At 32.2% G+C, this 23,903-nt stretch carries 24 protein-coding genes; 10 read left to right on the top strand and 14 right to left on the bottom strand.

Annotated elements, in window-relative coordinates; genetic code table 11:
• Positions 1 to 138: 138 nt before the first annotated feature.
• The gene (locus tag WFK35_RS01490; protein ID WP_164720332.1) at positions 139 to 1,788 is read right to left on the bottom strand and encodes a helix-turn-helix domain-containing protein; all 1,650 of its coding nucleotides are present in this window, start codon (positions 1,786 to 1,788) and stop codon (positions 139 to 141) included.
• Positions 1,789 to 2,131: 343 nt separating this feature from the next.
• On the opposite strand from WFK35_RS01490, the gene WFK35_RS01485 reads away from it, so the two are divergent.
• The 3 genes from WFK35_RS01485 to WFK35_RS01475 all read left to right on the top strand — a co-directional run bounded on the left by WFK35_RS01485 (position 2,132) and on the right by WFK35_RS01475 (position 4,296).
• Positions 2,132 to 2,332 carry a hypothetical protein gene (locus tag WFK35_RS01485; RefSeq protein WP_002977329.1) on the top strand — a complete coding sequence of 67 codons (201 nt, stop codon included), beginning with the start codon at positions 2,132 to 2,134 and terminating at the stop codon, positions 2,330 to 2,332.
• 154 nt (positions 2,333 to 2,486) lie between these two features.
• Positions 2,487 to 3,998, top strand: a complete 1,512-nt coding sequence (locus tag WFK35_RS01480; protein WP_002977330.1) for a MauE/DoxX family redox-associated membrane protein — start codon at positions 2,487 to 2,489, stop codon at positions 3,996 to 3,998.
• A 28-nt stretch (positions 3,999 to 4,026) separates the two neighbouring features.
• Entirely contained in the window at positions 4,027 to 4,296 is a 270-nt protein-coding gene (locus tag WFK35_RS01475; RefSeq protein WP_002977331.1) for a DUF6520 family protein, read from the top strand.
• A gap of 10 nt (positions 4,297 to 4,306) precedes the next feature.
• Here WFK35_RS01475 and WFK35_RS01470 read toward each other — a convergent pair whose 3' ends face one another.
• Genes WFK35_RS01470 through WFK35_RS01460 form a run of 3 tightly spaced genes read right to left on the bottom strand, consistent with a single transcriptional unit; the run spans position 4,307 to position 11,191 of the window.
• Entirely contained in the window at positions 4,307 to 6,799 is a 2,493-nt protein-coding gene (locus WFK35_RS01470) for an alpha/beta hydrolase family protein (RefSeq protein WP_002977332.1), read from the bottom strand.
• Positions 6,799 to 8,172 (bottom strand): RagB/SusD family nutrient uptake outer membrane protein, encoded by a 1,374-nt coding sequence (locus WFK35_RS01465; RefSeq protein ID WP_027383741.1) that lies wholly within the window; start codon positions 8,170 to 8,172, stop codon positions 6,799 to 6,801. The genes WFK35_RS01470 and WFK35_RS01465 overlap by 1 nt, the downstream gene beginning before the upstream one ends.
• A 10-nt stretch (positions 8,173 to 8,182) precedes the next feature.
• Positions 8,183 to 11,191: a SusC/RagA family TonB-linked outer membrane protein gene (locus tag WFK35_RS01460; protein ID WP_336731025.1), complete on the bottom strand. Its 3,009-nt coding sequence runs from the start codon at positions 11,189 to 11,191 to the stop codon at positions 8,183 to 8,185.
• A gap of 642 nt (positions 11,192 to 11,833) precedes the next feature.
• Between WFK35_RS01460 and WFK35_RS01455 the strand changes: the two genes are divergently transcribed.
• Entirely contained in the window at positions 11,834 to 12,094 is a 261-nt protein-coding gene (locus WFK35_RS01455) for a helix-turn-helix domain-containing protein (RefSeq protein WP_002977335.1), read from the top strand.
• A 31-nt stretch (positions 12,095 to 12,125) separates the two neighbouring features.
• Here the strand turns inward: WFK35_RS01455 and WFK35_RS01450 are convergent, their stop codons facing one another.
• From WFK35_RS01450 to WFK35_RS01405, 10 genes are all read right to left on the bottom strand, one after another.
• Positions 12,126 to 12,275: a hypothetical protein gene (locus tag WFK35_RS01450; RefSeq protein WP_002977336.1), complete on the bottom strand. Its 150-nt coding sequence runs from the start codon at positions 12,273 to 12,275 to the stop codon at positions 12,126 to 12,128.
• 28 nt (positions 12,276 to 12,303) lie between these two features.
• On the bottom strand, positions 12,304 to 12,858 hold the full coding sequence (locus WFK35_RS01445) for a hypothetical protein (RefSeq protein ID WP_002977337.1): 555 nt from the start codon (positions 12,856 to 12,858) through the stop codon (positions 12,304 to 12,306).
• Positions 12,859 to 12,903: 45 nt separating this feature from the next.
• A complete protein-coding gene (locus WFK35_RS01440) occupies positions 12,904 to 13,254 on the bottom strand; it encodes an immunity protein Imm33 domain-containing protein (RefSeq protein ID WP_002977338.1) in 351 nt (116 codons plus the stop codon).
• 24 nt (positions 13,255 to 13,278) lie between these two features.
• Positions 13,279 to 13,629: a hypothetical protein gene (locus WFK35_RS01435; RefSeq protein WP_002977339.1), complete on the bottom strand. Its 351-nt coding sequence runs from the start codon at positions 13,627 to 13,629 to the stop codon at positions 13,279 to 13,281.
• Between the two features lie 4 nt (positions 13,630 to 13,633).
• A complete protein-coding gene (locus tag WFK35_RS01430; RefSeq protein WP_002977340.1) occupies positions 13,634 to 13,990 on the bottom strand; it encodes a hypothetical protein in 357 nt (118 codons plus the stop codon).
• Between the two features lie 36 nt (positions 13,991 to 14,026).
• Positions 14,027 to 14,395 (bottom strand): hypothetical protein, encoded by a 369-nt coding sequence (locus tag WFK35_RS01425; RefSeq protein ID WP_002977341.1) that lies wholly within the window; start codon positions 14,393 to 14,395, stop codon positions 14,027 to 14,029.
• Positions 14,396 to 14,405: 10 nt separating this feature from the next.
• Positions 14,406 to 15,521, bottom strand: coding sequence for an RHS repeat-associated core domain-containing protein (locus tag WFK35_RS01420; protein WP_002977342.1), 1,116 nt, complete (start codon positions 15,519 to 15,521; stop codon positions 14,406 to 14,408).
• A gap of 8 nt (positions 15,522 to 15,529) precedes the next feature.
• A complete protein-coding gene (locus tag WFK35_RS01415) occupies positions 15,530 to 16,579 on the bottom strand; it encodes a hypothetical protein (RefSeq protein ID WP_336731023.1) in 1,050 nt (349 codons plus the stop codon).
• Between the two features lie 67 nt (positions 16,580 to 16,646).
• The gene (locus WFK35_RS01410; protein WP_027383737.1) at positions 16,647 to 18,080 is read right to left on the bottom strand and encodes a transglutaminase family protein; all 1,434 of its coding nucleotides are present in this window, start codon (positions 18,078 to 18,080) and stop codon (positions 16,647 to 16,649) included.
• A gap of 442 nt (positions 18,081 to 18,522) precedes the next feature.
• A complete protein-coding gene (locus tag WFK35_RS01405; protein WP_002977346.1) occupies positions 18,523 to 19,257 on the bottom strand; it encodes a hypothetical protein in 735 nt (244 codons plus the stop codon).
• A gap of 167 nt (positions 19,258 to 19,424) precedes the next feature.
• Here WFK35_RS01405 and WFK35_RS01400 point away from each other — a divergent pair, with 167 nt between their 5' ends.
• From WFK35_RS01400 to WFK35_RS01375, 6 genes are all read left to right on the top strand, one after another.
• Positions 19,425 to 20,264: a hypothetical protein gene (locus WFK35_RS01400; protein WP_002977347.1), complete on the top strand. Its 840-nt coding sequence runs from the start codon at positions 19,425 to 19,427 to the stop codon at positions 20,262 to 20,264.
• 274 nt (positions 20,265 to 20,538) lie between these two features.
• Complete coding sequence (locus WFK35_RS01395) at positions 20,539 to 21,222, top strand: AbiU2 domain-containing protein (RefSeq protein ID WP_002977348.1); 684 nt, start codon at positions 20,539 to 20,541, stop codon at positions 21,220 to 21,222.
• A gap of 40 nt (positions 21,223 to 21,262) precedes the next feature.
• A complete protein-coding gene (locus tag WFK35_RS01390; RefSeq protein ID WP_002977349.1) occupies positions 21,263 to 22,252 on the top strand; it encodes a hypothetical protein in 990 nt (329 codons plus the stop codon).
• A 61-nt stretch (positions 22,253 to 22,313) separates the two neighbouring features.
• A complete protein-coding gene (locus tag WFK35_RS01385) occupies positions 22,314 to 23,015 on the top strand; it encodes a hypothetical protein (protein ID WP_002977350.1) in 702 nt (233 codons plus the stop codon).
• A 124-nt stretch (positions 23,016 to 23,139) separates the two neighbouring features.
• The gene (locus WFK35_RS01380; protein ID WP_336731022.1) at positions 23,140 to 23,262 is read left to right on the top strand and encodes a hypothetical protein; all 123 of its coding nucleotides are present in this window, start codon (positions 23,140 to 23,142) and stop codon (positions 23,260 to 23,262) included.
• A 79-nt stretch (positions 23,263 to 23,341) separates the two neighbouring features.
• The gene (locus tag WFK35_RS01375; protein ID WP_002977352.1) at positions 23,342 to 23,872 is read left to right on the top strand and encodes a hypothetical protein; all 531 of its coding nucleotides are present in this window, start codon (positions 23,342 to 23,344) and stop codon (positions 23,870 to 23,872) included.
• Positions 23,873 to 23,903 lie beyond the last annotated feature (31 nt).

Here is a 23,903-nt window from a genome sequence, read left to right as displayed (position 1 = left end):
CAATTTTTTAAAATAGTTAAGGCAATCCTAATTAGGATTCGCACATTTCAATTTGCAAACGAGAAGATTCTTCTCCTGATTAGATCATCAAAATTATGTAAAATTCACTTGAAAATTATAGATTAGTATTTTCGATTTCTATTTACCGTTATTATTTTTTTGCTCTTCTTTCTTTTTTTTGATAAAATCTGTTGGACGCATCCCATTAATTTCATAAAAAAGATCTGAAAAATTCTGACGGGATGCTATACCGCATTTTTCAGCTAATGCTTCAATTGTGTATTTCAAGTAATTTTTATCAGTATTCATTAGATTGGTAATGTAATCAATTCTAAGATTGTTTAGGTAATTTTTAAAATTAACGCCTTTTGATTCGTTGATAAAAGTTGATAAATATGTTGTATTAGTATTGAATTGAGCCGCCAACTGATTTAATGTTAATCCTATTTGAGTATATTCTTGTCTATCCTCAAATGATTTTATTTTTAATAGTAAATCTTGGTAAATCTCCTTACTAATTATCGATGTCTTCTCATCCTCGTAAATGGTATCGGGACTATGTTGATGTAGCATTTTTTCAAGCTGACGATTGTCAAGCTTTATCTGCAGTATCCTGTAATTCAGCATGATCTTCTTATTCTTCCTATATTTAAAAATGTATAGTGTGATAAAAAGCAGCGAAAGACATATAAAAAATATTACCATTAAGGAAGTGAGAAGATTTCTCTTCTCTAAAGCTTCTTTGTTATCTAACAATCGCTTCGTGTCGTATTCTTTGTGAATTCTTGAGGTCAAATAGTAAAACTCTTTTCCTAATAAGCTGTCAACTGATAAGAGCTGTTTAGTGTAGTACAGCTCTTTCTTTGTGTTGTTCAGGTTATTAAAATGGTTTATTAAAATTTCGTAGCTATCACGTGTCTCCGGTAAAACAAAATTTTTATGAACGAAAATTGAATCTACCATCTCAAAATAATGGAGTGCTTTTTCCTTATCAGAATGATAGTAGCTCTTTCCTAAGTAAGAGTAAATTAATGATGCAGTCGCAAAATCATCTACCTTCAATATTTTTGGTAAAGATTTATTTAAGATATCGATTGCATGCTTATAATTTTGACGGTTATATGCTGAAATGCCTTTGCACTTTAAAAAATAACTCTTTTCCAAAGAAAATTCATCAATCCCCTCAATTTCTTTTAGCCCAACATTTATTAAACTATCAGCAGCAGCAAAATTTTTTAGATTTCTCTGACAGATTATTAACTGGTGAAGAGAGTTAAAATATCCCCTTTTATTATTGAAAACTTCATTTGGATGAAGTTGTTTAACTGATTCATTATTAAAAAATTTAATGCATTCTTCGAAATTTTCTTTAGATTCTGAATAATAGCCTAGGTAGCTTTTGACGACTCCCATATGATAGACGACCTTATATTTCAAATACTCGTCTTTAGTATTTTTTAAATAGTTATAAGCTTTTAAATATTCATCTAAAGCCGGATCAAATTTTTTATAGTTAAAGTAATAGATAATCCCTTTTCCCAAATAAGCTAAACCTATCAAATCTTTATCTCGTGATTTTAAAGCGGCATAGATCATACTATCGGAATATACTAATTTTTGCTTTTCATTTTTAGTAAAGAAAACGGCATCCCGATATCCTTGGGTTAAATGTTCAAAATCATTTTCATTTTTCGATTTTTGAATATAAGTCTTTACATAAGGAATTGCTCTTTTATCATTTTTAGGAAGATTCTCATAATTTTTTCGGATAATCTCATATTCGCTCATCTTCTGCGCATTTAACAGCAGAAAAAAGGGGAATAATATCAAAATGAATGAAAATCCTTTAAGCATGGTTAGTAGGCTTCAATTAAGAACCGCCAAATTTATGTAAAATCTCCATAAAACAGGGCTTTTCCCAATATTCTATTAAGATATTTAATTATTATTAAAAACAATTGATAATGAAGCGGTTTCATTGTTTTTTGTTGTCGTGCTTTATAAAACACGACGTCGTGCTTTGTAAAGCACACCCACATATGCTTGTTTGGACGGTCTTTTCGACAATACCTTTGACTCCAAGAATTCTGAGAAAAACCGGCCGGGATAATCCTTAATAAATTTTACTATTATGAAAAAAGTTATCCCATTTTTAATTCTTATTGTGGGTTTATGTGCGCAAAGTTGCAGACAAGTTGATGAGCAAGTAGATAATGATTTTGCACTATCTAGAGTTGCAAAGGAAAGTAATAAAACATCTGATTCAACTAGAATGAAAATTGAATTAGAAAAAGATCCCCCTGTAAAGGATGGTCAAGATTGGAAACACTAAATGAAATGATATAAAGATTCCCTATACCTCAAAAATATAATATCCAGCCAACGACGTTAGATCGGGTATAGGGAAATCTTTCAAAAATTGACGAAGAAGATAATAATGAAAGGGCAGATTTTGATTTTAAAGTTTTTTAATAAATTTTTTAGCCATGAAAAAATCAGTCTTCCTTCAAGTGCCGCTAATAACGGCCTGTTTTTTTATTCTTTTATTCTGCTACGCTAGCGCAAGCAAAATAATGGATTTTGGAAATTTCCAGGTTCAGATCGCACAATCACCACTTTTAAGTGCTTATGCTGGATTTATTTCTTATGCAACAATAATCGTTGAGCTTCTTATTGTAGTTACTCTTATAGTTCCCAAATTTCGATTAATTGGGCTTTATAGCTCTATGGGAATTATGATAGCCTTTACAATCTATATTTATCTTATCCTAAATTTTAGCGACTTTGTTCCCTGTTCTTGCGGCGGGATACTTGAGAAAATGGATTGGACAGAACATCTATTATTTAATCTTGGATGTATTTTACTTTCTTTTATTTCCGTAATTCTAGTTGAGGTTATTAATAGACAAAAATTCATCATCTATTTTGTGAAAATTTTTGTAGTCTTTGTCGCGAGTACTTCTCTTGTTGTTTATCTATTTTATTCTTCAGAATACATTATAAAAAAAGAGAATAATTTTGTTAGAAGATTTCTAATACATCCAGTACTAGAAGATAAATCAATAGATTTAAAGCTGGATTCATACTATATTGCAGGCTCAGATAGTAAAAAAATATATCTTGGAAATATAACAGCTCCATTATTATTTTCTGAAATTAATTATGATTTATCAAATTTAAGCCAACAAAGGATAGAGCTGGATGAGAAAGACTATTCCTTTAAAAATCTATGGCTTCAGACCTTTAAAAACGATTATTTTCTTTACGATGGAAGTGTCCCAATAATTTACAGAGGTAAAATTGGTGACCAATATGCAGAAACAATAAGTTATCAGAACGCATACTTTACTCAATTATCCGTTTTAGATTCGGCTAGATTTGCACTAAGAACGCAGAGTAAAAGTACACAGCAATACACTTTGGGTAGCCTTGATTTAAATCGAAATCCAAAAGTTGTATTGAATCCAGATATTCTTCAAAAACAAATTGACGGAGTATTTGACAGTGACGGAAAATTGTTGCTCAACCAAAATTTTAAAAATCTTATATACATATATAATTACAGAAATGAATATATGATCATGGATGAGGATCTTGAATTGAAATCTCGCTTAAAAACAATTGACACCATAAGCCGAGCTAGATTTAATGTGGTTAAAATTCCAGACGGTCGACATAAAATGAATGTTCCAAGTTTAAAAAACAATCAAAATCCTACAACTAATCAAAACCTCCTTTTTGTGGAATCAAAGCTTATTGGCAAGTATGAGTCTAAGAAAGCATGGAAGAAAAATTCAATCATTGATATCTACAGGATTGACCGACAGGAATATGTAGGAAGCTTTTATATTCCTAAAAAGGATGATAAAGCGCTAACACAGATGTATGCAACCGACATGTATCTTTTTGTTTTAATTGACAAAGAATTGAAAAGATACAAGTTTACTAGACTGATTCTTAATTTATATGAAAAGGGGAATGCCGAAAACCTAAAATAGAGTAGGCAATAATTCAAATTTCTTTAATATGAAAAAATTAATGATTCCTGTAGTCACAGTATTACTTGGCACAGGCGCAGCATTTGCAACTAGTGCTGCAAAAAGCAATTCAGCAAAAGCAATTGTTGACGCTTACAGAATTGATGCCGTTACTGGCGAATGTCTAAACGCACAACAACAGTGTAACACAGTGGGCACAGCCCCATGTGTTTGGTCGGGCGACAGCAGTTCGTCTTTGCACGAGAAAATTTCGGACAACCCGACAATGTGCGGAGAGGAACTTTTCAGACTGCAGTAAAAAAGGGATGCTATAAAGCATCCTTTTTCATTTGTTTGTTAATCCAATCTATGTTTGTTTTATCTTTTAAAAAATAATCCCACCATTCTAATGTTCGATAATAAAGATCTTTTCTATCCTCTGAATTAAAACTTGGATTATGCCCCTGATTTGGATAAAACAGAGCTATAACATCTTTATTATTCCTTTTTAACCCAATATAAAATTCCATGACCTGATCCCATTTTATGTTTTCGTCTTTTTTACCAGCCCATAAAAGAATGGGCGCATTCACTTTCTCAACATTATAAATGGGGTTGTTGTCAAAGTACAATTTTTTGTTTTCACTGAAAGGAAATTTCAATTCATATTGTCCATTTTCATATTGCCAGTAAAATGGGCTGTGGAAATTATAATTGTAAGAAAAATAGGAACGTACAATATCACTATTACCAGCACCAGATAAATACGCTGCAAAACGGTTTGAATGTGTAGCAATAAAGTTTGTCTCATATCCCCCATGGGAATGCCCTGTTAATCCGATTTTCGACTGATCAATATACGGTCTGTTCTGAATTGTATCCAATGCTTTATTGACGCAGTCTAATGCTGAAAGACCTGTTCCTTTTGGACCAAATACAATATCGGGTAAATAAACGAAATAGCCTTGGTCAAGTAAAGTTCTCAAATCAAAAGAAGCAGGATTATTATAGCCTATAATATCATATTGATTTGCCGAATCATTCTGAATTTGATAAATTCTTACAATCATAGGATATTTTTTTTTAGGCTCAAAGTTAGTTGGGTAATATAAAATACCCTTCAACTTCTGATAATCCGAATTAATATAATTTATTATTTCAATTTTAAGATTCTTTACTGCAGCATCTCGATTTTCATTGGTTAAAAGAATTATTGGTTCTTTTTTATGATCATCAACGTAATATAAAGACATCGGTTTGTTGTAATTTTCTAATGTATAAGCAAAAAAATTTGCGTTTCTGTTGTAGTAGAAATCTCTAATATAATTTTCTGAGGATTTTATTATTGATTTTAAATCTTTATTTACAATGGTATAATATGACGTTTTGTTTTCTTCGTCATCTCTGACTTTTATTAAAACTGAATTATCATTCTTTAGGTACGATCTGTAAATCTTGAAATAGCTCCCAATTAATGGTAGACTCTCTTTATTCAAAATTTTAACTTTTTTACTTAGATTTTCGCTAATTTTGATCAGTCTATCCTTCTGAATATTATAAACGAAAATACCTTTTTGAGAATCAAAGTAAATTAATGACGCGTCTTTACTAAAAACAGGATTTTGCAGACTGTGATCTTGAATATATCCTTTTTTCATCGTAGAAAGATTACATAACACCCATTTATCCTGCAAGTCTCTGTAAATACTAAATTCTCCATCTTTGGATAGAGTGAAATATGCACTTTTTACAATATCAAAGGGTTTGGCTGTATTATTCTGAGTATCTAAAATCTGTAAATCAATATTTTGATTATCTACTGTATAATTTTGAAGTTTTCCTCTTTTAAAAGCGAAAAGATATTTATCACTGCCAGATAAAAAAATCTTTTTCGAATCTTTATTATCAATTGCGCTTACATGATTATTGTTTGTAATTATCCAATATTTGTCAATTGGATCAAAACCAGTGTCATGCTTGCTTAAATCACCATCATTTCCATACCATATTTCGACATTTTTGTTTTTTGGTATCTTCGTTTGGCCATTTACAAAATACTTTCCTTCTTCATTCATTTCACTAACTACAATGTAATCTCCAGTATCTATATCTTGTAAAATTGGTTTTGAGATATTGCCAGATTTGATATCTAATAAAACTAAACTTTCCGTTTTATCAGTACTGTTTTGTTCAATTATATAAAGTGTTTTCTTTGAATCACTTATTTCAATTCTCTTGATAAGCACAGGGCTCTCGTAGATCTTTTTTTTATTTTGGGAAGAAGTGTCGTAGATTTCGTATTTATTTTCACCCTTTCTTACGACAAAAATTTTACTTACATTATCTTTCGTAATATTGACTACACTATCTATTTCGTAGTATGATGCCCCTTTGTTATTATAGACAGACAATTTATCGGCAGTGTTTAGTAATGCAAAAGTTCCTGTGTCTGAAGACGCAAAAACTCTTTTAATATTGTCAAAAACCTTCTGTCTTCTATCATTCAGACTAACTAAGACAGCTTTATCTTTTGCCAATGCTACCACAGCTTCTTCTTGTAAAAAAATTGGAATATCTAAGGTTTTCGTTAACAGATGAGGTTTTTGAATTTTATTCTTTGTTGAAAAAATTTCAATAGTATCTTTGTTAATATCATAATGTTTTCCTGCTATAACCCAGTTTCCCTTTGGAGACATCGCAAGAATTTTTATTCGATATTGCTGAGCCATTTTTTTTTCTAATGTGCCTCTCAACGTTTGACCTTGACAAAAAGAAATCCCTACAAGTAACAGTAAAATTATTATATTTTTAAATGATCTCATTAGTAACCTGGATTTTGGGGATTTAAATTTGAATTTAGTTCAAGATCTTTTTGAGGAATTGGCCACAGTTGATGATTAGTCTGCCAATTAGGTTTTGAGGAAATAAGAGAATTTAAATTGTTATTCCTTTTGAGATCAAAGAAACGATGCCCCATCTCTGTAAAGAATTCTCTACGGTTCTCACTTGCGATTTCAGTAATTAAATCAGACTGTGAAATGCCTGAAGTTACCGCCGAAAGTCCAGCACGTTGTCTTGTAGCATTTAAATATAGCAGTGCTTCATTGAGTTTGTTTTGTTTTGCCAAGCTTTCGGATAATAGTAGGTAAACTTCTTCAAGCCTGAAAACAATGGAGTACTCTGTGGTATTATTTGAGCGATTTTTATATTTATCGGCTCTATACCAAGTGTTTGCGCCCACAGTAATTACTGCCATCCAGTTCGATTTTCTGAAATCCGATGATGCAAAGGAGGACATAAGAGATGTCGATAGTGCGTAGCTCGAAGGTGCTGCACCTGTGAAATAATATAAACTTGCCTCTTTTGTTGCATCTCCTGAATTTTTAGGTTTTAATTGCCACAAAATATGTTTTCCTGACTTTTGAAAGACTTTAGCAATGTCAGTTTCGAAAGTATAAAGAGAACTTTGAGCTATTGATTTTAATTTAGCTTCCGCATCGGCTGGTCTCTGCTCTGCAAAATATACCTTTGCCATCATCAGTTCTGCAACTTTACGATTGACAAAAATTCTTTCGGAGTTACTGTATTCGTCTGCTAATAATATATAACATTCGTTCAAATCGTTTTCAAGTCGAACAAGAACATCATCAGAACTCAATTTTGATGAGGTGTTGTTAGCAGTGTAATCAGTTGTAGTTAAATAAGGAATATCTCCATATATTTGCTGTAAATAGAAATATAAAATACAGCGTATCAGTAATGCTTCACCTTTCATTCTTCTTTTGTCTGTGTTTGAAATTCCTGATGATTTTTCAAGACCTTCTAAGATAGAATTGGAGAAATAGATTTGTTGATATGTATTTGACCACAGTGAATAAACTGCAGCATTGCTGGAAATGAGTTGATTTTGTGAAATTTCATAGATTCCATTTGTTGCGGTAGTTGCATAACAAGTGAGATCATCTGTATAATTGCTCAAAAATAATCCCATCTTATCACCTGCCAGTAGAGAATTATCTCGTAAACTCGAATATAATGCCGATAATGCGGAATTTGCTGTTTGAGTGTCCTGAAAAACATTGTTTTTATCAATTTGATTTTCCGGTACATCAACTTCCAGCATCTCTTCACAAGAAATCAGATTGAGTAGTAATAGTGAGAATAATAATATAGTAATGTTTGTAATTGTTTTCATTTCAAATTTTTTAAAGATTGAACTGTAACCCAAAAGAGTATGTTTTCAGAGGTGGCAGATAGCCCAGTGCTAAAAACTCAGGATCAACACCAAAATATTTGGTTACCGTGAGAAGATTTTGTCCTTGAATGTATATTTTGACATTTCTGAAGACGCTGTTTTTTAATGGAATCTGATATCCCAATTGTACATTTTTTAATCTGATAAATGATGCGTCCGACACTGATGCTGTACTGTTTTGAAAAAATGTGTGGAGCGTGTTTACTCCGGAAGTATATGGCATATATGTACCAGTAGGGTTGTCCGTTGACCAGACATCTAAAACTTCGACTGGCTGATTATTCATACTGCCAGGAACAGTTATAATACTGTTGTAATTTCTGTTTTTTTGCTTAACGAACTGAAACAAAAATGAAACGTCCCAATTTTTATATCTGAAACTGTTCGACCACCCACCGAAGAACTTTACACTTATGTCCTGAGCAACTTTGTTATCTTCAGGTGAAGATATCTTTCCATCTCCATTGAAATCAGTAAAACTGTATTTTCCTGTTTTAGGATCGATACCTTCAAGTTGATACAATTTGATAATTGAAGTAGATTGCCCAATGATAAATTGATTGGCATACGTTGAACCTTCCAGTCCCGGAAATGAAACTAATTTGTTTGTTGGAAAACTAATGTTGAAATTAGTATCCCATTTAAGAGACCCTGTTTTTAGTGGCTGAGCTGCCAACTCAAATTCCCATCCTTTGTTTTCGACCGTAGCATCAAGATTTGCCAATACACTTGTAAAGCCAGTGATTGAAGGCAGCTGGTAGCCCACCAATTGATTTGAAGAAAGATTTCTATACCAAGCTGTCGTAATATTAATATGGTCTTTGAAGAGCCCAAGTTCTAAAGCAACTTCTAGCTTTTTAGTTTTTTCCCAACTATAGTTACCATTATAGAGTCTTGACGGAATCAATCCTGTAACTGAATTATAGATATATGATGATGAGACAGTATAAGTATCTAAATATTGATAGTCTCCAATGTTGTCACTACCTGCAGTACCATAACTTCCGCGAAGCTTTCCAAAACTTAACCATTCTAGATTTTCGGCAAATTTTTCTTTTTTAAATAACCAAGCTCCTCCAACTGCTGCAAAATTGGCAAACTTTTTATTTGGACCAAAGCGACTGCTTCCATCACGTCTGCCAGTCAGATTAATTATATATTTATTTAAATATTGATAATTAAGCCTCCCAAAAAATGCGGCGTATCTGTATTCATTTGTGATTTGGTCTGAAACTGTTTTTGTTCTTGCAGCACCGATATTTGTTATAAAAGCATTACTTTCAAAGCCTACACCTACAATTGACCCTTGTTCGTTTGTCTCTCTTTGAAATGTTCCTCCCGCCAAAGCATCGATTTTATGATGTTCAGATTGGTAATTCCAGTTAATTTGTGGTTCAATGATGAAAGAAAATCTGTCCTGATTATTCTTAGATGCTGTCGAAGTTGCGCTTGACTGACCCGCAGCATAAGCCGGATTATAAATTGTATTGGGCTGTAACGAAAGTTCTTCAAATGTCTGGTAGTTAAATCCACCATTAAGCTTTAGCAATAAGTTTTTATAAACCTCATACTGTGTTGTAATACTATTAAGAAATTGCTTGTTTTCATTTGTATAGGTGCTATTGTAGGCTGCCACAGGATTGGCAAATGTATTATTCTGCCAGTTTAATCCACCTTCAGAATTGTAAAGCTCAGGTGCATTTGGAACTAAATTGTACGCCTGCCTCGTAATATCTGTTCTAATGACATTGTTTTTCTGAATTGAAAAACTATTGGCAATATTCATCTGAAATTTATTGTCTGCAGATCGATGCGAGATATGGCTGGAAATGTTTTTGCTTTTGTATTTAAAGTCTTCCCCAAAAACAGTGGTCTGCTCATTATTTGAAAGGCTCAATAAAAAATTGGTTGTTTCTCCACCGCCATTTAATGATAATTGTGTGTTTGACAAAGCTGCTGTGTTCCCAACTAATTTATCCGGCCAGTTTGTATATCTATCTTGATTCCAAGTTCCATTGATATCATAAGCCGTTGCAGGATAAGTACTGATTCCATCATTTTCAAATGCTTTTTTTCTCATAGATAAATATTCTGATGTATTAATCAAATTGAGATTAGAAATCACTGTACTTAATCCATAGGATGTATTAAAATTTAAATTCAGTCGTTTTGACTTTCCTCTTTTAGTAGTTACCAAAACAACACCATTAGCACCACGGGAGCCATATATTGCTGTTGCATCAGCATCTTTTAAAATTTCAATTTTTTCAATGTCGTTTGGATTGATGCTGTTGAGAGGATTAAGACTTCTTCCGGGTAGAATAACAGTCGAATAGAGTGATGTCATTTCTCCACCCATCGGAACACCATCGATCACATAAAGTGGCTGATTTCCATCAATTGTGCTGTTGTCCTTGTTTCTTAAACTGTTTCTACCTCTTATTTGAATATCATAACCACCTCCGGGAACTCCTGAATTTTGAGTGATAGTAACACCCGCAAGTCGTCCCTGAACACTAGATAGAACATTAGTCACAGGCTGATTTTCTATATCCTTCGCTGAAACTTTTGCAATACTACCGGTACTTTCTTTCTCTTTTACATTATAATATCCGGCATTGACAACAACTTCTTCAATGCCCTGTACTTTCTGATCTAATGAAAGATTAATAACAGCTTTACCATTTACGGTAATTCTTTTTTCTGCATACTCAGGATGTCGGAAAATTATGATGGGATTTTCACCGTTTATTTGTAAGATGTAAAATCCTTTCGAATTGGTCTGTGTAACTTGATCACTGCCTTCCTGAGATACATTGACTCCAGAAAGTGGTGTCTGATTCTCGCCGACAGTAACTGTTCCGGTCACTGTCTTGGTTTGTGCTTTTGCATTACTGCATAATGCAGTTAACAAAAAGACAATACCAATGCTTCCTATTTTAGAATAGGATTTTTTCATAGTTTTGTATGGGTTTTTTGATTAAACTCCTTGATAAACCTAGCTCTTTCCTGAAGTCTGCAAACTGAATAGGGAAGGGCTTTCTTATTTATAAGGATTATTTTTTATTTCATTTTTTAGTTATTATTACTTCTGGATTCAGGTATTTGAAAACAAAACTTTCTTAGTGCCTTTTGGATAGGGGATAGTCGTTAGTTAACCGCAAGGCACCTAAAAGCCATTTAATATGAATGAAATTGTGTCCCGAGAAAGCTTTAAAAGCCGCAATGAGTTGTACACCTCATTGTATCATATAATCTGATACTATTTTTGGAAGGTGCTTAGAAGTAGAAAAGCGAACAGCATTGGAAAAAGACGGCGTGGAACTCTACATTATCCAATTCGGGGTACTGGTATACCTTGTATACAGATAAGAGAGCCCACGCCTAGGTCGTGAGCTTCCTGCTTATCGTCTCGTATACTAAAATTACCAGTTTTCGAATTGAGATTCTAAGCAATAGCTTCTATTATTCTTTGAAGTATCGCAAAATTACATATTCTGTAACTTATTTTACAAATATAGTAATTTTATTTATTGTATGGTAATATATTACCACGAATTTTCAAATCAAAAATCCAAAATTGCCCATAAATACATTATTTATGGATAGCAAAGAAGTCTTAAGATTATTTATGCTTGAGTTTTCAGAAAATTTGAAAAAGATTCGAGCTACAAAATATAACTCAATGGATGAGGTTGCGCAGAATTCAAATTTCGATTCAAGCAATTACAATAAATTTGAAAATGGAAAGGGCAATCCAACTATAGAAACGATGTTGAAAATGTCATCAGCTTTTGGTATTACCCCAAAAGAACTTTTTGACTTTGATTTCGATATTAATAAATATAAGATTGACGAATAAAAAAATCCTAACTAATTTGTTAGGATTTCTTTTACTTATTAATTTCCTGATAATACCGATCAGAGCATTGATCAAGAACTTCTTCTGTTTCTTTTAATTCTTTTTTAGTTGAGTAAACCCAGACTGAAAGTCCAACTATTACCAATGTTGCTACAATACTGTAGATTTTTATTGCTTTCATATTTATGCTTTTTGTAAATATATGAAATTTATCGCATCGGAGGAGGTGGTAATGACTTGCTTGGAAGATAATTATCAATTTGGTTCTGTGTAATGATTTCTTTTTCTACTTTTTTGAAATCTATAGGAGATGCTTCAGTTCTTTGAGATTCGTCCTGCAAATAAATTTTGTCTTCCAGCGAATCTATTACCTTCTTAAAATCAGAATCCATAAAAGGTAAAATAAAACATATTTTGTCTTCCTTTCCATTTACCTTAAAACTTAAGTAATTTCTACTGCCTGCATAACCTTGATTTGCATCCAGCGCTTTTTTTATTACATATTTATCCAAATTTTTATCTGATAAGCTATTGATTTCATCAAGTTCACTCTGGCTTAATTTATATTGATAATATACTTTATCTCTTTCTCTATCAAGATAAACATTTAGAACTCCATCTTTGTCCAAAGTGGTATAAGCACTAATGGACAGTTCGTTGTTTGATTTTATATCATAGCTTACGAGCTTAAAATCAGTAACCTTTTTTTGACAGCTAACAAATATAATTTGTATTAGTAGCAAGAAAAGAAGTTTTGTTTTCATAGTTATTTTATTGTTGATGATTGAAATTAATTAAAAGTTATAAGATTATACATCCAACAAACTTTCATCATACCAAATATCCTCGTAGCCGTTACTATCTATTAAAAAACGATTACCAGCCGGAAGCCCGAGATATTGAATTATAAAAGAAGCATCTTCCAACAAATGATAGGCGTGAGAAGGCTGAAAAAAATCATCTGCATAAGAAAACTCACCTGACCAAATATACCAACCAGTTAAACCTTTTGTTCGGGGATGTCTAAGTCCATTTATTTGAATGTTGGGATTAAAATTTCGACCCAATGCAATTACGGTATTTAACTCTACTACATCAGAAATTTGAGAATTCTTTTCACAAATTTTCAATTGGTCTTGTAAATAATCTTGAGTATCCATTCTTTTTGAGATTCTATAATTATTTTATATAAATGTTAGATTTCCTTTTTTCCACTCGTCTAAAGTAATTTCAGCTGTTGAACCAATTATTCCCGATTGCTTTATTATTTCTTTTAAAACTTTGACCGCTTTCTTTTCATCAAGATGTAAGATATAACAGGCAGACCATAATCGCGGACCTTTATGCTGATGGTTTAAAAACTGAAATAAACTTTCTATTGAATTTTGGTTTTTAAGAAATGAAGCTGCATTCATTACCTTCTCGTAATTTTTATTTCCTACTTTAAAATTACCATTTTCTGTAGATTCTACTTGAATAATTGAAGCCTCCTCAAACATTTTTAATGCAGTTTCAATGTCTACTATTTTCTTCATAATCTCATAATAATAGTTCTAATTTTCCTTCTTTCCACAAATGAAGAGTCGCAGAGGCTGTCATTTTTACTTTCGAATTTGTAGATAATTTTTTTAGGATGTTCTCAGCTATATCAGGTTTTGATTTTAAAGTAAAAATGGCCGCCCACAATTTTACATATTCGTCAGGATTATCCAACATTTCACTAAAAAGCTCTTCTTCACGTTGCTCCTTTGCATGGTTGTAAAGGTTATGTAATTCTTTGTGAAGTTTATTTGCTTTTTTATAATCTCCGTTTACATAAAGTACTCCGTGTTGAACTGAATGTTGTAAAAATTTCTCTTCTATTTCTGTTCTGCTTATTTCCAATCTTTTAGTCAAAAATATTATAAGACATTTTCAATAATGTCATTGGGATTAATACTCGATATTTTCTTCGATAATTTTAACCGACTTTCCTTCGAGATAATACTTATAAACTAATTCAAACCAATCCTTACCATTTGATGTATTGTAAATAATAATAACATCGCCGATTTCTTTAATTTTAGCATCTACGCAAACTGCTCCAAACTCAGTGTTACCCTCATTAAAATCTTCTATAATAGTACTAATTAAAAAATTTTTCATTTGATCCGATGTAAGGTTTTCGTCATATGCGCCAAGATCAATCCATTCATTATTTTTAAATATTAAACCAAATGGAGCAAACTCTTTAAATTCATTTAAAAATGCTTGAGCAGTTTTGACAACTTGTTTTATGCCTGTAATATATTTGTCTTCCATAATATTTTAATTAAATACAACCTGGTATTCCTGCACAAGGATCTTTTTTTACTGGGACAGGTTTAATTTTTGGAGCTGGGTTGTTATTTACTCTAATGTTATCTGTTTTTGCAGGAGCTGGTCCTGTTAGGTTATAAGGTTGAATTTCAATCCCTGAATCTTTTAAAGGATTTGATAAATTTGCATCCTTGTTTATCCTCAAAATTAGCCTTTTTCCATCAACTAAATTGTCCTGAAATCTTAATTGTCTTGTAAGAGATTGATTTTTTACATTTTTTATTTCCACAGGATTTCCTTCTTTGGTGAATCCATCAGGTCTCGTTCCTCCTGTTTTACCTGTTTTCGAATCTGTTGCTTCAAAATTTTTAGTATTCTTTGTAACATTTTGTCCTTCTTCATTCATTCTGTTTATTTGCTCTGGTTCCATCTGCCTACCTCTGTTAAAATGTTCCTGAGATTTTGTAGTTGCTTCACTAGTTTTTGTCATTGTTTCAACAACAGGATTAGGCCTCACATTTGAGCCACCTTCAAAGATTGGCATAAATCTCACTAATCCACTTATACCAAAAAGACAACATTGTTCTGATTCTTCAACTGCATCTTCGGTAGACCTTCCATCCGGATCAATAAATCGCAATGGATTGTTCATTGCGTAGTTATATGGTGACCAACGTCTGTATTCTTCGCTTAGTGGATCAGGAGAAAACCAGCGACCTGCAGTATCAAGATATGGTTGTGAGTCAGCATTTTCTATGTTGATATCTAATAATTCAACAATTTCATTGGTTCTTGCATTGTAACGGACTGATCCAATGCTTACAATACTGTCTAAGTCGTGAGCTTCTAAATATTTACCTTTGCTTAATGTAGCAATTTTAGGATAGAAGCCATATTTCTTAAAAGGATTTCCTGCTTCAATGTTTTGTCTTCTCCGCTCTGCTTCGGCTGGTGTTAAAGTATCCCTCGTTTTTAGAACTTCGTCCATATAAGGACGCAATCTTTCTTCTTTGGTAAGTTTTACGGGATTTACGTAAATCTTTTCAGGATTGTTTGAAACATTCTTTTCTACTTGAGCATTGAGAAAAACTGCGATTATCAAAAAGAATACATAAAATAGTTTTTTCATTTTCGTGGTTATTTGAAGTTGTTTTTTAATTTTTTATTTTCATATTTATTTCTTTCTGTTTTCAGAGATACAAGCCAATCCAAATACATTCCTTCAGGCATTGGTCTGTAACCAAGCTTGTAAAGCGTACTGTATTCCTGAACCATCAGATCATATATTTCTTTTGCTTTCGGATTTTCTAAAGCCAGTTTGATATTATTTGAAGACCCACTCTTTAGATCTTGTCTATCCATTAATTTTTGAAATCTGGCTTTATACGTTTCAGCTTTTAGAATGCGTGCTTTTGCGAAATTTGGATAAACTTCGAGAGCTTTATTGAGGACTTTTAGGAGAAATTCGCCATCGTTGGAAGGAAAGCTTCTGTTGTAAGCTTGTGCTAGATCAAATAGGCATAATGCTAAACTTTCTTTGTTATCCAAAGCTTTCATAAACATACCGTTTCTGATGGCGTCCAGATGGATATATCCAGATGCCATTAACCAACCATCTTCAGGGAAAATTCCACTCGTCAATTCGGTATTAAACCATCCTAAAGACTTTACATTATGCTTGATGTAGACGTGATTAGGGGCTAAAGCCAGATTGGCATCAACTCCCAATTCTTCAGCAAGGATTTTGTACAAATAGGGCATCGAGTTGCAATTTCCTTTTTTTGTTGCAAGTAATTTGGAAACAAAGAGATTGGGTAAATCATCGTGACCAAAGACGTCGGTAAAATCGTAAGAGAAAGGTTTGTATTGAATGGTAGAGTCTTTCACAATCACTGGTATCGGTTGGCAGATGATCGAGTAAAGAGCCGCATATTTGCTGACTTTATCTTTATCATTTCCCTGATAGGTCAGTTCTCTGCTTTTAACTATTTGCTCTGCAAATGATTTCAGGAATTTGAGTTCATTATTAATCGCTATCGTGTCAATCTTTCCCTGGTAATAAGACTGCTCAACACTTAAGACAGCTTTCTTAAAACTATACTTTTCCTTGCCACTTAGCATATTGTCAATGTGTGCATAGGCCTCCTCGTAAAATTGATTACGCTGAGCTTTGACAGTAATAACCATTGAGACTATTACAAGCAAAGCAAATTGCATTGATTTTCTAAAATATTGATTTTTCATCTTGATGTTTTTATGTTAGAAGAGGTTTAGGTTTATTTTTTTCCTCCTCTCTTTTTTTCTCTTTTGCTTTTCTACGCTCTTCCTCCAATTTCTTTTGTTCTTCTTCCTTCTTTTTTCTCTGTTTTTCTAAATTGGTAAGACGAATTTTCTCGGCAAGCTCTTCGCTCCTTTGTTTGTTGGCTTCACGGTTCATATTGCTCAACCATTCTGAATAAGCTCCATCTGGCATAAATTTGAATCCGAGCTGGTCGATATTGTTGAACTGCATCTTTGTTTCTTTTAAAAGTTCCAGACCTTTCGGGAAATATTTTATATTTTCAAGTTCTGCAGGATTTTCTACATTTTGAATTCCTAATTCTGCTGCTACATATTCAAATCGCGCCTGCTGATACATTGATTTAAGTAAATTAGCATACATATTATTGGGATAAAGTTCAAGAGATTTATCCAATGCTTTTCCGACAAATTCATCCATTCCGTACTTATGAATATAGCCATTGGCTAAGTCTGCATATAACAATGACATAAGCTGTTTTTTACTTAAACTATTCATATAGACATCATTCAGTAAGGCTTCGGAGCCAATGTAACCGGATTCTAAAATCATAGCATTTGTACTAAGGATTCCATTAGTCAATTCTATATTCTGCCATTGATTATCATCGTCTTTGAAACGGATATACGTATGATTGGGAGCCATAGCCAATGAAGCATCTGCCCCGATTGATTCTGCTACCATCAAATAAAGTAGAGGCATTGAGTGACATTGTCCTTTTCCTGTTTTTAGTAATTTGGAAACAAACATTTTGTTCCATTCTTTCTTTCCCATAAAATCATCAAAATCATATTTGTAATTCTTTGAGAAATGCTTAAACAAAGCAATGTTTTTCAGAGTATTATCGACTGGGGTCACCTTTCCGGATTTCATTTTTTGCAAAACCTGAGAAGCTATTTTTGAAATGTTGGCTTTGAAATTAGAATAGTGTAGCTTCCTTTCAGAATAAGCATTTTCAACAATGAAATTCGCTTCAGCTAATGAATAATTGCTTTGATCTAAATTATTAAGTTGAGACAAGGCATCATAATAGAAGTTAGTTCCTGAATTAGCTGATAGTGATGGCAGATTATAACCGGAAATTTCTAGATTATTTACTTTTTGTTCAAACTGTTTTTGCTCTTTCTCTCGATTTTCTTTCTCTACGATTTTAAAATCGTTTTGCTGCATTTCCCAGTTTCTTCTTTCAATTTCTGACTTTCTTGAAGAATTATTAACTGAGGGAATGGATACCGTATTTTTTGACGTAGAATTGTTTCTGAAAGATATTTCAGAATAATTTTGAATTGGGGAAGTCGATGCACTTGGTCCTGTCGGCAGATTTGGAATCTGAGCGGATAATCCTGTACTAAAATACAGCAGTATAATAGAAATTGTACTGTTTCGCATAATTTGTGTTTTGTTTTTTTATTGCAATATTACTGGATGTCATTTTAAATTGATACCGTAGTATTACGGTGATTCCGTCCAATATTACTTCAGGGATTTTCATTATATTTTTAGTTTTTGGTTGTAGTTTTTGGGCATAAAAAAAGAGCGTGAATTAACTGACACTCTAAACTCAGGATACTGGTATAATCCCTCTAAGAAATGCAGCAAAACACGCCCCAGAAGGGCGAATCTTGCAGTTACATTTTCTTAGAATTCTTATAGTACCAGTATTTGAGTTTAGAAAATAACTGCTTAACGCAATGTTTTTATATGTATTTAAGATTTATTTATTCTTATACTTTTTTTATTTTTTGTTTACCACAAATATATTAAGAATACTTCATGGAGCAAAGTCTTAAGTGGATCAAAAAAATCCGAAGGACTGACAATTACATTAATACTATCTGGTTAGTGGTACAACAACTGTTTCTTCCTGAGTTGATATTGAATATCCAAATATTTTATTTTCTTTTTCATCTTTTATAAAATAGTAATTAGAAGTCTTATAAAGATAGAACCTTGTACTACTTTCCTCCGTAAGAATTGGTTGCTCCGAGTGTTGCTTTAAGTATATTGTAAATTTTGGTTTTTCTTTTAATATATACTTTGCTTCCTGTGCAGCGGTTGCGTACATATAGATAAATGCGAATGCTAAATGCATCCAAAATCCAAGATTTCGACTTTCAAAAAAGTAAACATAGCTGGAAATAGTGATAATTGTTATAAAAACAATATTTACTGGCGTAGCAAATTTGTACATATTGATTAGTACACCGAAACCACAAATTAATAATACGATAATTACAATTAATGTAATTATTGATAAACCTTTGCTTCTTGACTTTAAGTCAGTCAGCAACAAACAGACGATTCCTGGTGAGAATAACACTCCAATTAAAATCATTAACATTAGGTTTTCATATAGTACAGCAATTGCGTCCGACAGATTGAAATATCGATAGTAGCTAATTCCTAATAAATCAAAATAATGCCACAAATAAAATAATCCAAGTGCAGGCAATATAGCTGTTAATTCGGCAATTTTCACAAACGGCTTATCCTCTACTGGAATGTATTTTTTATTCAACTTATGATTAATAATTCTTAATTTTCGGATTAATCTTTGTCTGTTCATGTTTATTTCGTTTTAAAATTGTTTTGTATTTGTAATTTATTAGTTTAAAAGTAGAAATATTTTAATTTTAATAACATTAAGTTAGTTCGTAATTTGGATATGAAAATTTCTCTATTTTGAGAACTTATATTTGTATATTTACCTCATAACCAAAAAACTAATAAAACATGAAAACAATTATTCTGGGATTGTTTATGCTTTTCAGCATGATCACTTTTTTACATTCACAAACTAGCAGCTACAGACTCAAATTTCGTTATCACATTTCTAAAGAAAAATTGAAAGATTTAAATGATCAAGGGTATGTGATTACTGACGGTACTACGACTAATTACAGTTTTTGTCCTGCCTTAAATAAATCTTTTAAATGTTTAGTAACCAATAAGGATGGAGAATTATTTATTGACCCTTGGCAAATAGAGCATGATAAAGGAGGCTCTGATGCTAAAGGCGCAGTAGATCCCTGTTACGGTCAGGAAAGAATTATTAATGCAGCTACTCCTAATAAACTTAAACTTGTGAAATTGAGTAGAGATAAAGTGGGCGATCCTACAAGAAGCATTACTCTGCATTACCAGACCGTTATTGTCGGAATTAACGCTATAGGTGTAAAAGTTAGACCTTCAGTTGTCGACTATAATAATAATCAGTACTCTGCTAATGTCGTAACTGGGAATATTAATTTGGGTTTTTCTGTTGGATATTCATGGGGTTGGACAACTTTTTCACACAGGTCAAGTACCAGCTGGTCGGTAACTCCCGGAGCTTCATTCGGATTCTCATCAGCAAGCTTGGGAAAAGAACCGCTGAAGAAAAAAGTTGTTACTACTTATAATCCAAGTAATCTTGTTCTTTCTCCTTCAGCAGGTTTAACGATTGCAAGAAATGATATAGGAATTATTTTTAGTTATGGATATGATTTTATGACAGGAAGTAATGCAGATGCTTGGGCATATCAAGGAAAAAGATTCTTTGGATTAGGTATTGCAGCTGGACTAAAATTGTAAAAAAATTCTTTAATACTGTAACAAATCTATAACTAAACCTTAAAGATTATCAACCTAGATAATAATAAAATAAAAATATAAATCTTACAGAAGATCAACTGGAAACAGTTGCAAAAATTGTTAACCAAGAAATTAAAGATTACGCGGGGGTCTTGCATGAAGTCATTTGCGGAAAAGATCTGGATGATACTCGATTTAATGAGCTGAAAAAGCTTGTCTACACGGATGTAAATGTTTGGAGAAACAACTAAAAACAATTTTTTATATTAGTTTAATGAAAAATATTTTTACAAAAGATGAGCTGAATAGCTTTATGCAGTATTTCCAAATTATGATTCGTGATCTAGTTATCTGCACTTCAAATATTGACGAGATTATTGAGCAAAATAATGAAAGCAGAGAAAAAATTGCTCCTTTTAGTTATTTTTTAGGGCATTATGTAGCACTAGCTTATTCCTTTGCAACACTAACATTGTCTAAACTGTTTGTTCAGGATGAAAAACGCAGCCTGAAAAAATTGATGAATAAGTTAGAAAACAGCGATTTTGACGAAGAACTCAAAGAGATGCTGACTAAAAATCGTAAGCTTTCTGAAAATGGTAGTGAAGGTGAATATGACTATCTGTTTAAACATAAAGCAGATATTAAAAATGCTATTGCTATTTCCAGAGAAGAGATTAATCAGGCGGAGTTTTTGGTTGAGAAAATTAAAGCAAGACGAGACTCTTATTATGCTCACTTCGATCCTGATAAACTTGGTGAGATAGAAGTTGAAAGCCTCGCTGAAATAAAGCAACTTTCTGATATTGCGGAGGGAATCTATAACCGCTTTAATTCTGGATTTAATAATTCCACTTTTATGTTTACAAACCTTTGGAATATGAAAGATTTATTTGCCATAATTAATGACCATCATGACGAACAGGTTAAAAAAAGAAATGACTTAGATAAAGAATAACCAAATTATTGTAAAAACTAAAAACTAAAAACTAATTACTATGAGTGATATTTTATATTACCCTTATATCAATGTACCGGATAATGACTGGACTATAAGAACTCTTCTTTATTACAAGGATATTGCTGCGATTGTACCTCAGGAATATCTTTGGCAACCAGAACGGAATTATGACCCGTTTATGATGGAGCTTGTTAGAATGTCTCTGATAGTTCCTATAAATCCTATTGAGATATTTGATGAACCTTGGGAAGTAACAAAACCTTTCGTTACCGAGATTGAGAAGAATAAAAATTCACTTGAAAAAGCACAAAATCGATTCTATAATAGTCAAAGGAATTTAGTGCATTCTCAGAAGTTTTCTTCTGCCAGAATACACGCTGATAAGTTTGATGATAATGTCTTCTATAGTCTTGAAAATTTAGGGCTTGCCAGTAGAGCAGAGGGAAATTGGTATGCAGTGGAAACAAAAACGGCAGATCAATTAATGAAGTTCGTAGCTACCATAATTGGAGCTAAGACGAACAGAATTCCTATGACTGATAATTTAAGGTCAAGGTTTTACAGTATTAAAAATCTAAAAAACCAAAAAAAAAGGCAGACGATTTTAGAAAGTTTGATCCCATTTCCACAAAATATAAAGTTAGATAAAATGTTGCGCTTCAAGGAGAAGCATGGTGATCTGTTAGATGCTTTTACAAGCAGAGTTGAATTACTTGTGCTTGATCCCACAGTAATAGAGGGGACAGATTTATTTAACGAAAAGATCAGAGAATTGGTGATTAGAAAAGGTGAGCTAACCGCAAAAATGGGAGAGAGTCAAATAGGAAATATTATTTTCGGATCAGTATGTGGGATTATTGGTGCCACGCAAGGAATTGTAGCCACCGGAGATTTAAAATCTATGCTTTGGGGATTACCAGGATTTGCAAATGCTGTATATTCCGCGATGAAAATTGAAAAAACGGAAAATGTCTTTGACCAATCAGGAATGAAATATCTTGCTTTAGTAGACAAAAAACTCAGATAACTTTCGTATTTGAAGTAAAGCGGATTGAAATAAATAAAATATAAAAATTAAAAAACTATCTATGGAATTTGACGAAAAGATTGAACTAGTATCGAAATTACTAAATTTTGCATCTTCTAATAATAATCACGGTGATCTGGAAGATGTTAGAAACATAACAATGGATGCTATTGCATCAAGCATTCAAAATTACCTGATTGCTCTTAAATTATCGACACACTTAAGTGATATTAAATATCTTCAAGAAAATATTTGGGAAGGATTTGTAGAAAATGATCTGGTTGATCTAGATCATAATTTTAATGGATTCATTAAAGATGCCTTTTATAATGCTCTGTTTATTTCCATTGAAACCAACTTTAGAGCTATAGCAAAGCACTTTGAGGCAAGGGCTAATACAATTAATAAAACTTCTATAAAGGAGACTTTTGAAAAGTTATTAAGTATGATTTCCTTTTTTGCAGGTATTACAGCTTATGAAAGAGATGTGATTATCTATTTTTTCTATTTGCGAAATACAATGCACAATTTTGGAATTCACACTAAGCCGAATCATAGTTTAGAAATTGAAGATAACACTTCCGTAATAAATAAGTCAAAAGTTAAATTAGAATTGATTCAAAACCAACCTAATAATATTACTGGTAAAGAACAACTTCTTCTAATTGAGCAGGTAATTAAAGTTATAATAAGATTCAATTCTCTAATTCCGACCGCTGAAAGAGTAAAACATCCATTGGCTGATTTTGATTATAATGGATAGCTCCTAAAATAATTTCTTATTTTAACTTTTTTTAACATTTGGCACGTATTTCGATTACATGATCATGTCAAAACTAGCCCAACATCGACGTTAAAAGTAGTAGGCACTAAAACAAATTAAAATAATGAGTAATTCAAACAAAAACTGGCCAAGTAAAACAGGAAATCCTTCTGGAGGAAATAGGGGAAACAATCCTGCTAAAACTTCAAGTGGAGGAAGTAGTAAGCCTTCTACACCTAAAACATAACTCTGTTTAAAACATTCTAAAGTCTGAATATCTATTCAGGCTTTTTTTGTAAATTTATAAAAAACTAATAATTTACGTTATGCAACATTCCATTATTGAATTCTTGAGAAGAAATAATTTAAAAATTGATCAGGATTTCAATTGTTTTTGCTCAGTTATCAAGAAACATGATTCTATAAAGCAAGTAGAGAAAAGCCCATTCAGAATCATTTTCCAAGAAAAGTCAGTCGTTCTTTTAAGGATTAATGCTCCAAAGCCAAAAGAATATCGTTTTGGGTACGAACATATTATAGATCATTCTTTGCATGGTAATAAACTTAGACTCTCAGTAAAAGATTGGTTCTACGATAATATGTACTTTGAATTTGACTTTCTATTTATTTTTAATAAATATATTCTTGATCCCTTTAGTGTAAAAAAAGCTGATTTTGAAACTGTTGTTGGTAAAGAATTATATGTAGTTTATTCAACTTCTTGGTATGACGATAAGAAAGAAATGGAAGGTGTTTTAACAAGAGTTGGTGATTTGAGAATATATATTGATGATATTAATAATCAAAAACAAGAAATTGAAATCTTTGATCTTGCATATTTCTTTGCGAGACTTTAGCAAACTAAGTCATTCACTCTAAATCTAAGAG

It is taken from the genome of Chryseobacterium sp. VD8, from assembly GCF_037149975.1.
GTDB lineage: Bacteria > Bacteroidota > Bacteroidia > Flavobacteriales > Weeksellaceae > Chryseobacterium > Chryseobacterium indicum.
This window is presented reverse-complemented; position numbering and strand designations above follow the sequence as displayed.